General features: G+C 43.6%; 12 protein-coding genes. 5 read left to right on the top strand and 7 right to left on the bottom strand.

The annotated features are described in order from the left end of the window. Positions 1 to 11 precede the first annotated feature (11 nt). The gene (locus G590_RS0112580; protein ID WP_022766023.1) at positions 12 to 2,258 is read right to left on the bottom strand and encodes a glycoside hydrolase family 2 protein; all 2,247 of its coding nucleotides are present in this window, start codon (positions 2,256 to 2,258) and stop codon (positions 12 to 14) included. A gap of 242 nt (positions 2,259 to 2,500) precedes the next feature. On the opposite strand from G590_RS0112580, the gene G590_RS21375 reads away from it, so the two are divergent. Together G590_RS21375 and G590_RS21125 are read left to right on the top strand one after the other, a co-directional pair. Beyond that, positions 2,501 to 3,157 (top strand): sugar-binding domain-containing protein, encoded by a 657-nt coding sequence (locus G590_RS21375; RefSeq protein ID WP_051142156.1) that lies wholly within the window; start codon positions 2,501 to 2,503, stop codon positions 3,155 to 3,157. Between the two features lie 20 nt (positions 3,158 to 3,177). Continuing rightward, on the top strand, positions 3,178 to 4,824 hold the full coding sequence (locus G590_RS21125) for a glycoside hydrolase family 2 TIM barrel-domain containing protein (protein WP_155828765.1): 1,647 nt from the start codon (positions 3,178 to 3,180) through the stop codon (positions 4,822 to 4,824). A 476-nt stretch (positions 4,825 to 5,300) separates the two neighbouring features. Here G590_RS21125 and G590_RS0112570 read toward each other — a convergent pair whose 3' ends face one another. Then, positions 5,301 to 5,942, bottom strand: coding sequence for a DUF4867 family protein (locus tag G590_RS0112570; protein ID WP_022766022.1), 642 nt, complete (start codon positions 5,940 to 5,942; stop codon positions 5,301 to 5,303). Between the two features lie 176 nt (positions 5,943 to 6,118). Between G590_RS0112570 and G590_RS0112565 the strand changes: the two genes are divergently transcribed. Continuing rightward, positions 6,119 to 7,540, top strand: coding sequence for an amidophosphoribosyltransferase (locus G590_RS0112565; RefSeq protein WP_022766021.1), 1,422 nt, complete (start codon positions 6,119 to 6,121; stop codon positions 7,538 to 7,540). Between the two features lie 66 nt (positions 7,541 to 7,606). On the opposite strand, the gene G590_RS0112560 is transcribed toward G590_RS0112565, so the two are convergent. The 5 genes from G590_RS0112560 to G590_RS0112540 all read right to left on the bottom strand — a co-directional run bounded on the left by G590_RS0112560 (position 7,607) and on the right by G590_RS0112540 (position 15,242). After that, positions 7,607 to 9,112 carry a flotillin family protein gene (locus G590_RS0112560; RefSeq protein WP_026494127.1) on the bottom strand — a complete coding sequence of 502 codons (1,506 nt, stop codon included), beginning with the start codon at positions 9,110 to 9,112 and terminating at the stop codon, positions 7,607 to 7,609. 159 nt (positions 9,113 to 9,271) lie between these two features. Continuing rightward, entirely contained in the window at positions 9,272 to 10,903 is a 1,632-nt protein-coding gene (locus G590_RS0112555) for a hypothetical protein (RefSeq protein WP_022766019.1), read from the bottom strand. 162 nt (positions 10,904 to 11,065) lie between these two features. Further along, positions 11,066 to 12,157, bottom strand: a complete 1,092-nt coding sequence (locus tag G590_RS0112550; RefSeq protein WP_022766018.1) for a radical SAM protein — start codon at positions 12,155 to 12,157, stop codon at positions 11,066 to 11,068. A gap of 85 nt (positions 12,158 to 12,242) precedes the next feature. Then, positions 12,243 to 13,661, bottom strand: coding sequence for a hypothetical protein (locus G590_RS0112545; RefSeq protein ID WP_022766017.1), 1,419 nt, complete (start codon positions 13,659 to 13,661; stop codon positions 12,243 to 12,245). Between the two features lie 18 nt (positions 13,662 to 13,679). Then, positions 13,680 to 15,242 (bottom strand): ABC-F family ATP-binding cassette domain-containing protein, encoded by a 1,563-nt coding sequence (locus G590_RS0112540; RefSeq protein WP_022766016.1) that lies wholly within the window; start codon positions 15,240 to 15,242, stop codon positions 13,680 to 13,682. A 113-nt stretch (positions 15,243 to 15,355) separates the two neighbouring features. Between G590_RS0112540 and G590_RS0112535 the strand changes: the two genes are divergently transcribed. Together G590_RS0112535 and G590_RS0112530 are read left to right on the top strand one after the other, a co-directional pair. Next, complete coding sequence (locus tag G590_RS0112535; protein WP_196802498.1) at positions 15,356 to 17,245, top strand: acyltransferase family protein; 1,890 nt, start codon at positions 15,356 to 15,358, stop codon at positions 17,243 to 17,245. 35 nt (positions 17,246 to 17,280) lie between these two features. Further along, the gene (locus tag G590_RS0112530; protein ID WP_022766014.1) at positions 17,281 to 17,712 is read left to right on the top strand and encodes a hypothetical protein; all 432 of its coding nucleotides are present in this window, start codon (positions 17,281 to 17,283) and stop codon (positions 17,710 to 17,712) included. Positions 17,713 to 17,828 lie beyond the last annotated feature (116 nt).

Here is a 17,828-nt window from a genome sequence, read left to right as displayed (position 1 = left end):
CTTTTACCTCTTCATTTCTTAACTTTATTAAGCTCCCGCTCACAAGCAGCAAGGAGCGCCTCCGGTATATTCAAAGCTTTCACAAACCCGAGCAGTGTATTTACTGTTATGGGAGACCCTTCATCAAATCTGGGGCCATCTGTAACAGGCCGTAAGTACTTGATGAACACAGCTTTGGCCTCGTTGTTTGCAAAAATATCGCTGATTGTATCATCAAAGGAAAAACCGTCAGGATCAAGCTCTGTCTCTTTCGTCTTTTCCATGGTCTCCGGGTCCAGGCCTTCAAACCAGTTGATCGCGATATCTGACTGCGTCTTCTTCTCACAAATATAGGAAGGATCAGGCCCTTTTACCGAATTGATAAGTATCTGATCACTGAGCTCATCGCTATAGGCAACTATCTCGTTCTCTCCGGGTTTAATTGTCACATTCTCAAACACTGTCATAGCGGATGTCACAGGCTTGTTTCCTATAATCTCGCCATTTACCTTAAGCGAAAGCTCTTTTACATTGGAAATTACAGTTATGTCCGTCTTATCACCGGGCCTGTTAACATATCTTCTGCCGGCTATATAGATGAACTTCTCCTGAGACCAGTGGGCTTTATACAGATAATAGGCGTCCTTCTTGATCTGCCTGTCTATAGTAACAAGACCTTTTTGGTTCTTGCCTTTTTCACCGCCCTCTGCTCTTCCGGCACTTCCAAAATCAAACATGTTCCATACGTATGAACCAGCCATGAAACAACGGTTCTCGACAGCATTTATGGCATTCTCGGAAAATAACAACTGATATTCTTCGCTGTAATCATTTGCTTTAGGTTCTGTGCTATGGAATCTCGGGTTTGTATCGACGCCATATTCCGTCAGTATGAGTGGTTTATACGGATTGGCAGCATGAACACTGTCAAGCCTTGGCTGCAGATCCTCTGTTTTGCCGTAGTACCATCCATAATACAGGTTGTATCCCAGAATATCCGTTGATTTATGGATAGGCGAATCATCTTCTGTTGTATATTCATTGGCCTGGGCTATCAGACGTGTACTGTCCAGTTCCTTGGCCTTTTTGCTCAGTCTGTCCACAAGATCAAAGGTGTATTGGTTCTTAGAAACCATACATACTTCATTTTGAACGCCGTAGCAGTATACGCTGGTGTGGTTTCTCACCTGGTCAATAAGAAGCTCCAGGTGCTTCATTGCGTTTTCATCAGCCTCTGCTTTTTGCGGAACAGAGCTTATAACCGGTATCTCCGCCCATACAAGAAGTCCGGCTTCATCGCACAGCTCATACCATCTGTCGCAGTGCTGATAATGAGAGCATCTCACGGAATTGGCCCCCATTTCCAGGATGAGTGACAGGTCTGTCTGCAGCTCTTTTTCCGTAATAGCATTTCCCAGTCCGCCGAAATCCTGATGTTTGGCAACACCGTGAAGTTTGTAGGGTCTGCCGTTTAGCAAAAGACCTTTTTCAGGAGAATACTCAACAGTCCTGAAGCCTGTAGCAATCCTGCGCGTATCGCACAGCCTGCCTTCCCGGTCATAAAGCTCAAAAATAACATCATAAAGAAATGGACCGTTGACTCCGTCCCACAGGTTCACTTTAGGAATTCTTGTCGACAATTTTGCATAGCTGTCTGATATTATTCCGGCAGCTGAGGCCACTTCTCCGCCGTTTGCCCTGTCAATCACCTTAAGTTCACAGGTAGCTTCCCCTGCATAGCCGTTTTCTCTTTTAACAAAAATATCTGCTGAAAGCTCGCCATCTTCTCTGGCAACTGCGGGAGTTATGTATATTCCGTCTAGGCCCTTGCCAACTTCCTCAAAATGAAGATCATCGTCCATAATAATATTTACATCTCTGTAAATTCCGCCGTAGAAAGAAAAATCGGCCATGGCAGGATAAACAGTGTTATCCACTGCGTTACTGACCTCTATACGGACACTGTTGATGCCTTCTGACAAGAACTTAGTTATATCAACTCTGAACAGCGAAAATCCGCATCTAAGCTCATGGCAGAGTTTGTCATTGATAAATACTCTGCTGGATAAAGAAGCAGCTCCCACCTCGAGATAAATCGCACGCTTAAGGTCCTCGCCCTTTATCTCGATGTTCCGCTCATAAGTTGTGATTCCGCGGAACATTTTGGAGCCGTCCTGACCGTCAACAGCGTTGTAACAGTGTGGGATCGTAACTGTCTCCGGCGCATCCCCGCCTCTGCGAAATGTCCAGTTATCATTTATCTTATATATGCTTCTCACATTATCCTCCGGACAAAATATAATATCTTAATGATAATTTTATCCCACAGGCATCTCACATGCCTATGACAAATCTTTTTATCTCATCGAACATTTCTTAATATATTGGAGACTTTTCAGGTCCAAAAATTTAACTCTTTTGTTTTCACGCGCGAAAATACGCCGGTTACCGTAAATAATAAACCTTGTCTTTTAACCTCCCTGTATATATGATTTAGAAAAAAGCAAGGAGATTTTCATCTATGCGTAATCAGAATATTGATATGGGATGGCAGTTTAATTACGGATTTCCGGGAGGCTTTCCGGACCCATCCGGGGAGAATACCACTCGCGAAGTAAATCTCCCTCACGACTATATGATAGAAAGCCGGGTAAAAGAGGATGCTCCGGCAAGGGCTTCCAGCGGCTTTTATACAGAAGGTGTTGCTTACTACACCAAAAAGATCATGATTCCCAAAGAATGGGAAAATGATGACATATATCTGAATTTCGACGGTGTCATGATGAATGCCACGATAGATATAAACGGCTCTAAGGCAGCGCTCCAGCACAACGGATATACCCCATTTTCGGTGGACATCACACGTTTAGTCTACTTTGGACGTGAGAACAGTGTCACTGTGACCGTTAATCCCAGTATGCAGCCAAACTCCCGCTGGTATACAGGCGCCGGAATCTTCAGAAGTGTAGAGCTTATGCACTGCCCAAAGCTCCATATTGCCGGTAGCGGAATATTCGGATACACCAAAGATATCGAATTTGACTCCGAAGGAAAGGCCCTCAGAGCATTTATTCGCACAGAAATACGGGTGCAGAATGACACCCTGGAGAATTCAGAACGCATTTCATCCCCACAGGACACGGAACACATGACGAGACTTCCGTTCTTTTCGGCATAAAAACCGTAACTGCCGATGTAGTGCACGGTCTTAGAGTCAACGGTAAAACTGTTAAGTTAAAGGGCGGATGCCTTCACCACGACAATGGAATGCTTGGCGCAGTTTCTTTGTACGACTCTGAATTCCGTAAGCTATCCATTATGAAACAGATTGGTTTCAATGCCATAAGAACCACGCACAACACCCCATCCTCAGCTCTTTTAGAGGCCTGTGACAGGATCGGTATGTATGTCTTTAACGAAGCTTTTGATGCATGGGGAATCATGAAACAGCCTGGCGACTACAACCAGTATTTCGAGACCGATTGGGAAAAAGACCTTTCTGCATTCATGAAACGTGACAGAAACCATCCATCAGTGACCATCTGGTCAATAGGCAATGAAATTCCAGAGCGTGGAGGTCTTGGCAACGGCTACAGTCTCGCCACACGCATTGCACAAAAAGCGCATGCTCTGGATCCAAGCCGTCCCATCTCAAATGCCATCTGTTCATATTGGAGTGGCCTTGACGATGATCTGACTGCAGAAAACATGAAGAAAATCATGGGAAACAATGCATCTGACAATGCTCCGCTTCAGAATGCAGATGGAGGTAAAAACGATACAAGTTGGGAAGAATACTCTGAAGCATTCACCAACGCCCTCGACATTGTTGGCTATAACTACATGGAAGACAAGTATCAGCTTGACCATGAGATGTTCCCTGAGCGCGTAATACTCGGTTCCGAGAATTATCCCAAGGAAATCGGTATTCGCTGGCCAATGGTAGAATCAACCCCTTACGTCCTTGGCGATTTCACCTGGACAGCCTTTGACTATATCGGTGAGGCAGGTATCGGAAAGTCAGTATTCTTGGCACCGGATGATCCTATGCACAAAATAGGCGGATTTGCCCTTATGTCCCACGGTTCACCCTATCCATGGCGACTTGCCAATGACGCAGACGTTGATATCAACGGGCATATACTTCCTCAGGGCGAGTATCGTTCGGTTATCTGGGGAAACAATAAGACTTACCTATACTCCTATGACCCTGCGGTTTACGACAAAAAGGAGCTTATAAGCAATTGGGGATTTACTGATGTAAGAAAAAACTGGAATTGGAAAGATTCAGAAAATAAGCCTGTGAAGGTAGCGGTTTTCTCAAATGCAGACAGCGTTGAGCTCTTTCTTAACGGAAAGTCTGTGGGCAACTGCAAAGCCGGAGAAAGGCTTGTAAGTGACCTTCCAAAGTCATTCCTCTTTGATATTACTTATGCTCCGGGAACTCTGGAAGCTGTAAGCTACAAAGACGGTGTGACAATTTCAAAAGACACTCTGACTACAACAGGCCCTGTCCACTCAATAAAACTGACAGCGGAAAAAACAAAAATGGCCGCAGACGGCCACAGCGTGATCTATGTTCAGACAGAGCTTTTGGATATTGACGGAAATATCGTTCCGGATGCTGACAACAGGCTGAGCGCCACTGTGAAAGGTGCAGGATTCCTCGCAGCTTTTGGTTCAGCCAACCCTATTACCGAGGAAAACTACACCATGGGCACTTTTTCAGCCTACAGAGGTCGCGCAACCGCCATTATCAGAAGCGGATACATGGGTAGATCATGTACACTTATCGTATCCGGTGAAGGACTTGCGCCTGCAAGCGTAACAATAGAAACAGAATAATATCAGTCCATACTCATAAGCTGTGAAACCGTATATGCATCAAGGAACTCACATGCATAAATTGTGCCATCCTTAGCGATGAGACCTGGAATACCGTTTGACTCAAAATATGTTAATTCAATGTTGTTTCCGACTGTAATAAACTGTACCTGGCCAATACCCTGAATTGCGCCATACTGGATTGTAAAATCGGTAAATACATGCTCAATACCATCATTTAAATAAGCAATGTCCTGATTGTTTTTCTCATATCAGAATTACCATCCTTTTTTATTTTTTGTTCTTGTGAACTGCAAAGTAATAATATCATGGGGTATATCACAAAACTGTCACACAATCCAATATCCTTATTTCATATCGTAGAACTCATGCCATAATGGTATCCTTGCTCAGTTACCGCAAAAAAATACTCCGACAGAATAGCAATCAGCCTTTCTGCCGGAGTTTATTTCATTAATGATCAGGAAAAAGAGCTATCAGATATCTGCAGCGATATCGATGTTCTCACCTGTTATGCCAACCCATGCACCATCTTTTGCTTCAGAAGACTCAGCGTGTGCAAGGAGCCACTTATTGGTTGCTGTCATTAGCTTATCTTCCTGGTTAGCAGGTGTGAAATCAGGTTTTCCAACGTTTGTGCCCTTTGGAAGTCCAACGAGTACCTGGAATCCTGAATCCTTGCTGGCCTGACATGGAGCATAGTGAAGAGCTGTTGCATAAACCTCTACCATAACTCCCTTAGGTACAAGGAATGCCTTAACCTTGCTTGAATCGATCTTGTAATCAACGATTTCTTCTCTCTTTGCAAGAAGAAGGATAAAGTCTGTAGCACCGAGATTGATCTCGCTTGAACGATGATACTCAAGGCAGTTGAGCTTGGTGTTGTGTCCGTTGCACCATCCAAACTGCATTGGTGATCCGCCAAAGAGAGAGTTTGTGATCTTGTCTGCTGCAGGAAGCTCCTGAAGAGCCTTCTCCTCAGCTACGTAGTCTGTTCCCTCGGGAATAGGAGTCTTGTCACGAAGCGCATCTTCAATCTGCTTCTTCTCCTCTTCATACCCCTCAATGATTCTTCCGTAATTGACAAATTCCGGGTCTGTAACCTTATAAATTTTCATATCGTCCTCCTATAAAATCAAAATACTTCCTCAATAAACAATGATACTACAAGCCTTATTATTTTTCTTATCAATCTGTATCAAAAATACTTCAAAAATTGCTGAGAGTTGTGATATTATTGTTAGCGTATCTGACAACCCTTGATTCTATTCGCAGTACATCCGGAGGTTTCCACATGGGAGGATTTTTTGGTGTAGCGTCTCGTGAAAGTGCAGTATTCGATCTCTTTTACGGTACCGACTACCATTCACATCTTGGCACTCGTCGTGCCGGACTCGCAGTTTATGATAAAAAGAAAGGCTTCGATCGCTCTATTCATAATATAGAAAGATCCTACTTCAGACCCAAGTTTGAAGATGATATGCTCAAAATGGAGGGTAATCTCGGCATCGGCTGTATCTCCGACTTCGAGCCCCAGCCACTTATCGTAAGGTCACATCATGGCACTTACGCAATCACCACCGTTGGTAAGATCAACAATATCGATGAAATAACCAATAAGCTCTTTGCAGATAACCGTTCTCACTTCCTTGAGATGAGCGGTGGAGAAATCAATCCCACAGAGCTTGTAGCATCTATAATCAATCAGAAAGTAACCATCGTAGAGGGAATACGTTACGCCCAGGAAATCATAAAGGGCTCTATGTCCCTTCTTCTTATGACTCCCGAAGGAATCTATGCAGCACGTGACCGTTACGGCCGAACCCCCGTTCAGATCGGCCACAAGGATGAAGGCTATTGTGTCTGCTTCGAAAGCTTTTCCTATCTTAATCTCGGATATGATCCATATAAAGAACTTGGCCCCGGCGAAATAGCTTATATAACACCGGAAAGCGTCGAAATAGTAGCTCCCGCGTTTGATGAGATGCGAATCTGCACATTCCTGTGGATTTATTACGGTTTCCCTGCATCTACATATGAGGGACTTAACGTAGAAAACATCAGATACGGCTGCGGTGGCAAGCTTGCTCAGCGAGACATGCAAAGAGGTCTTCATCCCGACCTTGTTGCAGGTGTTCCGGACTCCGGTGTTGCTCATGCCATCGGATATTCAAACACCTCAGGAATACCTTATTCAAGACCGTTTGTAAAATATACACCCACATGGCCCAGATCATTTATGCCCACAGTTCAGTCAAGGCGCGATCTTATTGCCAAGATGAAGCTTCTGCCCATCAATCAGCTCATCAATAACAAGAGTCTTCTGCTTATTGATGACTCAATCGTAAGAGGAACACAGCTTAGGGAAACAACAGAGTTTTTATACAGAAGCGGCGCAAAAGAGGTTCATATAAGACCTGCATGTCCGCCACTTATCTACGGATGCAAATACTTGAACTTCTCTCGTTCCAACACCGAAATGGAGCTTATCACAAGACGTGTCATTGAAAAGCTTGAAGGATATCCAAGTCCAAACGAAGAGACCGTGAAAAAGTACACCGATCCCGATTCACCTCAATACGAGGCAATGCTTGAGGAGATCAGAAAAGAGCTCAACTTCACTTCTCTTCACTATCACCGTCTTGATGACATGGTAGAGGCTATTCCGATCGAACCCTGCAAGCTCTGCACATACTGCTGGAGCGGTAAAGAATAATAAGCAAAATAAAATCCATCCCCGTTATATGAACGAGGATGGATTTTTTAGATCTTAAGGTACTGATTACTTTGTTTCTACCGAAACATCAGCACCTGTTATATTGATGTTCTTGTTGACCTTTGCATCATAGGTTCCGGCACGCATGATTTCTGTAAAATCAACGCCTGTAGCCTCTGACATGGTATCAAATACCTGTTTCATGACAATCGGCATATTTCCTGAAATCTGTGATGCTCCGTTTGAGCCGTCGCCTGTACCATAGATATTGATCTTATCAATCTGAGAAAGAGGTTTTGCAATCTCAGCAGCCATCTGAGGCATGATCTTGATCATCATTTCTGCCATAGCAGCGCCGTTGTACTTCTTGTAAGCCTCTGCCTTTTTCTCCATTGCTTCAGCCTCTGCAAGACCCTTGGCCTTAATGGCTTCAGCTTCCGCACGACCCTTGGCAGCAATACCTGCAGCCTCAGCATCATATTTTGCCTTGATACCTGCAGCTTCCTGCTCTGCTGCGAATTTCTGAGCTTCGGCCTGAGCCTTTTTAGCATCAGCTTCACGCTCCTGCTCATACTTGGCAGCCTCAGCCTTTTTCTGGCGCTGTACCAGCTCAGCTTCAGCTTTCTTTTCAGCCTGGTATTTCTCGGCATCAGCCTTCTTCTCAATCTCAGCAGCAAGTTCCTGCTGTTTTACCAGTACTTCTTTCTGCTTAAGTTCTGCTTCCCTCTCAGCCTTAGCAATCTGTGCATTTACAGTTGCTGTCTGAATGGTCTTCTGCTGTTCCTGTTCCTGGATCTGATAAGCAGCATCTGCAATAGCACCTGCTGTATCAGCTTCTCTTTTAAGTTCAGCCTGCTTGATGGCAAGGGCGTTATTCTTTTCAGCAATCTCAGTCTGTGCAAGAACTCTCGCATCATTGGCAGCCTTGTCAGCCTCTGCCTGAGCGATTGCTACGTCCCTGTCTGCCTGAGCTTTTGCAATAGCTGCGTCCTTCTTGATCTTAGCTGTGTTATCCATACCAAGATCACTGATAAGACCATTCTCATCTGTAACATTCTGGATGTTGCAAGAGAGAATCTCGATACCGAGTTTGCTCATATCTCTTGAAGCTTTTTCCATAACCTGATCCGAGAAGCTGTCTCTGTCAGTATTTATGGTCTTAAGAGCAAGTGTACCGATGATCTCACGCATGTTACCCTGCAGAGAATCCTGAAGGTCCAAAGTGATCTGCTCAGGATCCTTGTTAAGGAAGTTCTTGGCAGCCAGCTGAATTGACTCTGTATCTGTTCCAATCCTTACCTTTGCAACGGCATCAACATTTACATTGATGAAATCGTTTGTAGGTACTGACTGTTCTGTTTTAATATCAACAGTCATCTGACCAAGATATAATTTGTCGACTCTCTCGAAGAAAGGAATCTTAACTCCTGCACGTCCTATCAGGATTCGGGGATTCTTTCTCATACCGGATATGATATATGCTCTGTCCGGAGGAGCCTTCACATATCCTGCAACAATGATCATGATTATTACCGCGATCAATGCAAACATTAAAATTAACTGTAGTGTCATACACTCTCCTCACTTTCCCGGGTCTTTGGCCCATGTGTGATACTTAAGTTTTTAAGTATCGTTTGTTGTTAAAAAAATTATATAAAAGGCGCACAATACAATACATATTGGCCTTTGTAAATTATCTGTCGGTATTTTCCCAAAAAGGAGAACGACGATTTATTCGATATACAATATGTTACCGTCAGCATCCTCTCCATGAGAAAAGTCCAATCCATCCAGCATATTAGAGCCCGGAAAGTTCACGTCATCCCCATATTCAATGATAGGTACCTTATGGTATCTGGAATAATCATGTTCTCCAAGATAAACTGCGACCGGATTACCTGAAGCATCCTCTATAAGCATATTGGTAGTTCCTGAAATTCCTGAAGCGAAGTATCCAACATAGTCATGTACGCTGTATGTTGTCGGAAGATCCTCATATTTACCTGACGTTGAAAAGAAATTATCGAACTCTTTTCCGATATCAGAAGGCTGATCCATAATACCTACCGCGTCATTGCTGCAGCTTGCCCATATCTGCTTGCCCGGAATTACATTCGCTGCCTTCACGCCTATGCTAAAGCGGGTCTCATAGTCAAAAGTTGTATCAACCAGCAGCATTACATCGGGATATTCGTCAATTGTCATCTTAAAATCACAATATGTCGTATCAACATCATAGTCCATCTTGACACTTTCCTTATTGATCCTGAAAGTGCCACCCTTCATGTCAGGATTCTGAGACATAACCCATCCAAGGCATTCGATGATTATATGATGCCAAAGCTCAGGTACAAGCTCGTCCAAAAACTCTTTTGGCTCTACGGAAATATTGTTATTCCGGCAAAGCTCTTCATACTTTGCTTTTGCTTCCGAATAAGCAGCAGAGCTTACACCGGTCTCATAAATCTCTATTATCTCACCATTATCATTCTTAACGGCGTAGATATTATCAAAATTCTCTATGTTCTGACTGTAATTGCGATCATAGGTGTCAACAGTGCATACACTTGCTTTGTCCATTTTGAAGTTCAGACCCTCACGGTAAAAATAATGTGTATGAGGCACTTTTCCTTCATCCTGAGTACAAAGATAAAGGCCTTCTATATCCGTCGATGATAAATATTCGCCTTCATAAATATCAAGGGAGCAGTTTATGCCGCCATGATTGTCATAATAATCTCTGTTAATGAATGCCCAGAAATTATCCACTGTGTCCTTAAAGCTGATCAGATAACAATTATCAGCGGAATTCTGCTGTATTCCGAGTTCATAATCGGTAGTGCCCTCTCTTTGATAAATGGGATGATAATCTGAAGAATTATCGTTACATAAGTCATATACCGATTTATATGTGTTTTGGTCCTCTGTGACAAGATCCCCGCAAGTCACAGGTATTCCCTGGACTTGAATACCCGTACAGATTGAAGGATCCTGATCGAGATAATCGAGGATTAAAAAACCATCCTGTTCTTTTGAAAATCCGCTTATCTGGACCCTGTCATTTTGCCTGAGTTCATACCCGTTATCATTCAAAAATTTTTCAGCATCTTCTCTTGATGTCGGAAAAACCAGATCGCTTCCGCCGATATTCATGGTGACAGACTTTACATTCTGATATGCATTCCCCGTTTCATCAGACTGGTCTCCGGCTGCCCCTTCAGGCTTTTCCTCACTCTTTTCCCCTGAGCCTTCTGCTGTGGAAAGCTCCTGTGCCCGGCTGACATCTGTCTCGGTGCTGTTTCCGCAACCTGCTGTGATCAGCATAGTCAGACATACAGCCATGCATACAATTCTTTTTTTCATTAACACTTCCTCCTGATAATACTTTGCCCCGGCAATAATTCTAACATTGAGGCCTCTGAGTGCCAACAAATCCTTTATTATTCAGTTTTTCACGCAATCACGTATCGTATGGATTAATCAAAAAAAGACTACCGATTGGTATCGGTAGCCTGATTTATCTATTTATACAGCCGCAAGCTCTTTTACCTGCTCACGCTTCTCGTAGAGGACGCATCCGCCCTTGTGGTCATCCATAAGAACGCCCTGAGACTGAAGATCAAGGAAAAGCTTGGACTTCATAGCTTCTCTGAGGGAAGTCTCTTTTACATTGATATCAGAGTATGGCGAGAATGGACATGGCTCTGCACCACCCTGGGAGTTGATGTGGAAGAAGCCTCTGCCGGCAGCAATACATCCGCCTGAGTTCTTCTCATCTCCGGGGAATGATACAAATACCATCTCCGGATGCTCTTCGCGAAGCCTCATGATCTCTGCCTTTAAGTACTCTCTGTCCTCATCTCCGGGTGCCAGATGCTCCGAATCCTCATCTACAGGAACAAATTCAACGAAAATAACTGCTTTGCAGCCTTTCTCTGACATCATACTGATAAAGCTCTCAGATGAAACCTCATTGAGATTATCGGTTGTCACAGTAACCGAAGTTCCGAAAATAAGGCCTCTTCTCTTAAGCTCATCCATGTTTGAGATAAGCTTCTCATATACGCCCTCTCCTCTTCTTCTGTCTGTGGCTTCCTGCTCACCCTCTATACTCATGATAGGGATAAGATTTCGATTTCTGTCGAATTCATCAAAGTATTTCTCAGTCATAAATGTTCCATTTGTGAAAATAGGGAACAGGATTGACTGCTTTTTACCTGCAGCCTCGATTACTCCGCGCCTGAGGAGTGGCTCTCCGCCCGCAAGAAGGATAAAGCTTACTCCAAGCTCATCCGCTTCATCAAAAATATTGCTCCAATCCTCGTCTGAGAGCTGCTTAACAGGCTCATTGTCATTGGTTGCGTCGTTACATCTTGAATAGCATCCGGCGCAGTGAAGATTACAGCTGCTGGTTATGCTGGCAATAAGAAATGGCGGAATATGCTCTCCTGCCTTCTCCATTTTTGCTCTTTTTTTGGAAGCTGCACTGCTGGCTACCGCAAACTTAGCCATATATGCGCTCTCCTTGGGATTCCTGAGTGTGGCTCTTACTGCATCTGCAACAACGCGCTCAACTCCCCTGGTCATGTACTCCTGAATATCAAACTCTTTAGACATTGCAAAATCCTCTTATAAGCATTAATTGTTATAAGAGGATTATATCACGTTTTGTGTTTTTTGCAATTATATTGTGCGCTACTTTTTAATCATTCCTTACAGCCGGGTCCAGACCGATCTCTTTGGCTCGATCATTCAGTATCTTCTTGATCTCTTTATCTGTATAGGTCTTAAATCCTGCTTCTTCAAGGGTGTTCTTGAAAATGTTGTCATTTTCATAATACTTGTCACTTCCGATGTAAAAGTACTGATAATAAGTGTTTTCTGCGTCCTTACGATCCTCAGACAGATAATAGACCATGAGCTGGGTATCTTTCCACACTTCTTCATCAATCTCCACATCATCTCCAAAGTCAAAATTGTCGATTGACAGGTAGTAAAAGCTTTCATAGAAAAAGTGATATCTGGCATCAGCGTCAAGGAAGCCGTAATTATAGATGGCAAGACTGGCTCCGCCTTTTCCGAATTCATAGACAAAGCCCAGAGGACTGATACTTCCTTCAGATTTTTCAGCACTGACTATTGTTATATATCTTATATATAATTTACCGCCATCTTCCTTGATCACAAAGCTGTAACTGACATGGTCCAGCTCTTTGGCATTAACTATCGCCTGCAGTTCATATACTCCGTCATTTCCGCAGTCAATATAGCTGTAATCATGAATGGTATATCCGCTTTCCGTCGCTCCATTCGTAAAGTCATCAAATTCGCAATCCTGTACAGCCTCTGCTTCACCGTTCAGATAAGCGGTGTACAGACCTGTTGTGTCCCTTTCATCTCGGAAGTATTTCTTTTCATAGGAGGTGGTCAGATTCTCCATAGACAGATCTTTAAACCAGGAAAATCTTTCCTTTTCATTGCCGAAATACCAGGACTGCTCGCCATCCTTGATCTCTTCAAGCGTGATCTTGTTGTCATCTATAAACATCCTGTAAAAGATGTTCATGCCCCAGTAGGAATCCGCTGATTCTTTCTCGGTCGCATAAACCATATATTTCGCATCTTCGATCACATACACACCATCAAGCTCACTTATGCACGGCTCTATATCCAGCTCTCTGAAGGCATCCATGTTCCATTCGATGAGTGTCCTGTCATCTGTCGTCTCATAAACGGATGTCCGATAAAGCTTTGTTTCGCCGCCCCAAAAGGTCTTTATAACCTCAAGATATCCGTCCCTGTCCAGGTCATCTATAGCATAGCCGTAATCAATAAACGGGGAAAAGACCTCCTGGTCCTCCTCAGTGAGTTTCCAGAGATCAAAGTTGTCATTTATTATCTCAAGCTGGTCCTCATAAGCATATGCAAGCTCATATGTATTTTCAGGCTCTTCTTCCGGCTTTTCTTCAGGTTCAGCTTCCGGCTCACTTTCAGCCTCTACTGCAGATACCTCACTTGTGGCATTATCTGTCTCACTTACCGCATCATTTGCATTTAAGCCGCTACAACCGGTTGTCAAAAGAGCTGTTGTCAGTATTATCAGTAATTGTCTTTTTTTCATACGCTCAATACCTTTTTATCAGATCAGTTTTGTCGTCCATTTTGTGCAGTCAAGCACATCCGTTGCCAGATCCTGATAGAACTCCGGCTCATGGCACACCATTACTACTGTTCCTTTGTACTCCTTGAGGGCTCTGTGCAGTTCATCCTTGGCATCCACGTCCAGATGGTTTGTGGGCTCGTCCAGAACCAGAATATTGGATTCTCTGTTCATAAGTTTGCATAGTCTGACCTTGGCCTGCTCGCCTCCGGAAAGGACTTTGCACTTACTCTCAATGTGCTTGGTGGTAAGTCCGCACTTAGCAAGGGCTGATCTGACTTCATACTGAGAAAATCCGGGGAATTCGTTCCAGATCTCCTCAAGGCAGGTTGTCTCGATATCAGGTGACATCTCCTGCTGGAAATAGCCTATCTCCACGTTCTCACCCCTCTGAACCTTGCCTGAAATCGGTGGTATCAGACCGAGAATGCTCTTTAAAAGAGTGGTCTTGCCGATTCCGTTAGCTCCTGTGAGAACCGTGAAGGTATTTCTCTCAATCGCCAGATTAAGCGGTTTGGAGAGCGGTTCATCATAGCCTATCACAAGGTCTTTTGCCTCAAAAAGGAACTTGCCCGGTGTTCTGGCTGTCTTGAAGTAAAATTCCGGCTTTGGCTTCTCCTGAATCTTCTCGATAAGGTCCATGTTATCAAGCTTTTTCTGCCTTGCCATGGCCATGTTTCGTGTTGCGACTCTTGCCTTATTCCTTGCCACAAAGTCCTTGAGCTCGGCAATTTCCTGCTGCTGTCTGTTGTAAGCAGCCTCTCTCTGTGCCTTCTGAGCCTCATAGACTTCCGTAAACTTGTCGTAATCACCGACATATCTCTCAAGACTGTGGGTATACCCGTCCATGTGGTAGATAATGTTTACCACGCTGTTAAGGAACGGAATGTCATGTGAAATCAGGATAAATGCGTTTTCATACTCCTGAAGATACCTGGTGAGCCACACGATATGCTCTGCATCCAGATAGTTTGTAGGCTCATCAAGGAGCAGGATGTCGGGTTTTTGCAAAAGAAGCTTAGCCAGCAGTATCTTTGTTCTCTGTCCGCCTGAAAGCTCCGTTACATCGCGGTCTAGGCCAAGTTCCAAAAATCCAAGAGCTCTTGAAACTTCCTCAATCTTTGAATCTATCAGGTAAAAATCGTGATTGGTCAAAAGATCCTGAATGGTGCCAAGCTCTTCCATGTAGTCCTCAAGCTCTTTTTCATCCGCTTCGCCCATGGCATCGCAGATTTCGTTCATTCTGCGCTCCATGTCAAAGAGCTCGTCATATGCAGAAGCGAGAACATCTCTTATAGTCATGCCTTCCTTCAGAACCGCGTGCTGATCAAGGTATCCAACCTTCACGTTCTTGGCCCACTCAATCTTACCTGCATCAGGCATAAGCTGCCCGGTAATGATATTCATAAAAGTCGACTTTCCTTCGCCGTTGGCTCCCACAAGGCCGATGTGCTCGCCCTTTAAAAGCCTGAAAGAAACATCATCAAAAATAGCTCTGTCCCCGAAACCATGGGTAAGATGCTCAACATTCAAAATACTCATTTACTACGTACTCCACTTCTATAATTTATATAACTGCGATTCCAGTCTCACTATTATAACCTATTATGCGAAGAAATATTGTTAAATCTTTATCCCGGGTTTATGATAATTGTATGCAAAACGTGCTGCTTATGATATTTCCTATACTTCTTCTGGTAATGACCTTTTTTCATGCAGTACCCGCCAAAAAAGGTCTTCTTTCCGATACCTTTTTAAATCTCAATCAAAGTAAGAACATTCAGGCATCTATATGTCTGGCGATCATACTACATCACCTGACCCAGCAGATTACCGTTTATGGTATGCGTCCCAAGGGTCCTATAACCCTGCTTAGTTATATCGGATACCTGTTTACCGGTATGTTCTTCTTCTTTTCAGGATACGGACTTATGGCCAGTTTAGACGCCAAACCTGACTACCTGAAATCTTTCTTAAGGCACAGACTTCCGGCTGTTCTTGTTCCGTTTTGGATCATCAATATCCTTGGCGTAATCCTTACATCGGTTCTTCCGGGGCCAAAGCTCAAACCGGCTGAAGTCATCAGTGATATCACAGGTCTTACCCTTATTAACAGCAACGGCTGGTACATAATAGAGATATGTCTTCTGTATATCATCTTTTATGTACTGTTTCGACTTATAAAGAACCGCAATGTAGCATCGGCGCTTATGTGCGTCGCTACGATACTGATCATAGTCTATGCCTTCTTTCAGGGGCACGATCCGGAAGGCGCAAAAGCACACTGGTTCAAGGGCGAATGGTGGTACAATTCAACCCTGACCTTTGTCTTTGGTATCTATTTCACACAATTCAAGGACAGATTCTCCGGATTTTGTGTTAAGCACTATGGCAAAATGATATCTCTTTTTGCTGTTCTGACAGTTATATCTGTCTGGGGCAGTATTTATGCTCAGAATTTTCTCGGCTATTACCATGAGCCGGTGCACCATGGAATGCGTGACGCAGCCATAACGCTTGTTATTCAAACGCTTTCATGCATTATTTTTACCACATTTATCCTGATAATTAACATGAAGCTTTCTATAGGCAACAAGCCTCTTCTCTTTATTCGTTTCATGAGTCTTGAACTGTTTTTGGTACACGGCTATTTCCTGGATAAAGTATTCGGGCGCGTTGAAATGAATGATTTTCTGCGCTTCATAGTTGTGATATCCTGCAGTATCCTATGCTGTATACCGATTGCCGGGCTTGTGGGATTTCTTGTAAAAAAACTTACTGCCCTTCTGCTCACAAAACGGATAAAAAACGACACCTTAGAGCAGGCAATCAAGGAAAAAAGGCAAAGCAAAAAGCTCCGACTTCTGGCAATAACAATTGCATTTTTAGCGATAGCATCAATTCTGTACTTTACAGTGATAAGGTCTTTTGCTGAAAAAAGAGAATATGCCGGTGAATGCGACCTGATAAAAAACGCATCTGTCGGAGATACTATTCTGTGGGGACATTACGACACCAACCCGTCTCTCCCCGGAAAAGAGCGCATTTCCTGGATAATCCTTGAAAAAGACTCCGAAAGTGCCCTTCTTATATCGGAAATGGGCCTTGCCGGAAGCTACTATAACCAGCATCACGCTGAAATATCCTGGAATGACTGTGACCTGAGAAATCTTATCAATTCAGGGCCGATATCTAAGTCATTCAGTAATTATGAGCTTGATAGCATGCTTCCAATTGACGGGGACCTTGTCTCTCTCCTGACAGCCAAGGAGGCTAAAGAGCTCTTTTCCACAGATGAAGACAGAGAGCTTATCATCACTGCTGTGGCAAAGGCCCAGGGAACTAACATTAACGATCTCAGCAAGCACCACGAATGGGATATGACCAATGTTAAAACCTCCTGGTGGTGGCTTAGGGGGGACAATAATGAATCCTCAATCACAGCTCCTATAGTCACGGTTGACGGAGTGATTTCAATTGATGAAAAGTATGTAAATAAGCCCGGTGGCGCCATCAGACCGGTTATCAGGGTGAAAAATAATTAGCTATCACGGTGCACTAATTATGCTATAATTTTTATATGAAACTATTTTTTAATGCAGACAAATATATAACAAGGGTCGAAAGCCCGAGAGTAAACAGCGCAAGAACCCGCAAATCTCAGGTTCTGCTGTACATAGACAAATACTTTGATATGTACAACCATGAGTACCTCGGTAGTGTCTATACCGCTTGCAAGGAATATATAGAGGAAATGATGGAGGAGGAAGAGAACTCCGGAGCCGGAATCAGCACAGAGGTACAGGCTTGCACTACTATAATCAAGGGCCTTCAGGATTTCATTGGTCAGGGCAAACATGAAGAACTGCGCTATATGAAGCTCCTGGCAGCCAAGGAGGCATTCAAGTTCTACTGTGCTATGATATCCAAGGTTATGGAACTTGATATAATCGACAAGAAACAAGCCAAGAGAAGAATCACCAAATTCTATAATGAATGCGGTCTTGAGTGACTAAAAAGGGAAGGCATCTGAGCCAATGTCATTAAGTTAAGGGTGACGGAAATAAGACTCTTATACCAGAAATGGTATAGGGGTCTTTTTTTCTGCGAAAATAGTTGACAGAATGA

The organism is Butyrivibrio sp. XPD2006, assembly GCF_000420865.1.
Lineage (GTDB): Bacteria > Bacillota > Clostridia > Lachnospirales > Lachnospiraceae > Butyrivibrio.
Note: the sequence above shows the minus strand (reverse complement) of the source record. Positions and strands in the feature narration are given on the sequence as shown.

Coding starts and splice junctions, on each gene's coding strand:
- G590_RS21375 (WP_051142156.1), top strand. CDS start 2,501: ATGCGTAATCAGAATATTGATATGGGATGGCAGTTTAATTACGGATTT.
- G590_RS0112570 (WP_022766022.1), bottom strand. CDS start 5,942: ATGAAAATTTATAAGGTTACAGACCCGGAATTTGTCAATTACGGAAGA.
- G590_RS0112565 (WP_022766021.1), top strand. CDS start 6,119: ATGGGAGGATTTTTTGGTGTAGCGTCTCGTGAAAGTGCAGTATTCGAT.
- G590_RS0112560 (WP_026494127.1), bottom strand. CDS start 9,112: ATGACACTACAGTTAATTTTAATGTTTGCATTGATCGCGGTAATAATC.
- G590_RS0112555 (WP_022766019.1), bottom strand. CDS start 10,903: ATGAAAAAAAGAATTGTATGCATGGCTGTATGTCTGACTATGCTGATC.
- G590_RS0112550 (WP_022766018.1), bottom strand. CDS start 12,157: ATGTCTAAAGAGTTTGATATTCAGGAGTACATGACCAGGGGAGTTGAG.
- G590_RS0112545 (WP_022766017.1), bottom strand. CDS start 13,661: ATGAAAAAAAGACAATTACTGATAATACTGACAACAGCTCTTTTGACA.
- G590_RS0112540 (WP_022766016.1), bottom strand. CDS start 15,242: ATGAGTATTTTGAATGTTGAGCATCTTACCCATGGTTTCGGGGACAGA.
- G590_RS0112535 (WP_196802498.1), top strand. CDS start 15,356: ATGCAAAACGTGCTGCTTATGATATTTCCTATACTTCTTCTGGTAATG.
- G590_RS0112530 (WP_022766014.1), top strand. CDS start 17,281: ATGAAACTATTTTTTAATGCAGACAAATATATAACAAGGGTCGAAAGC.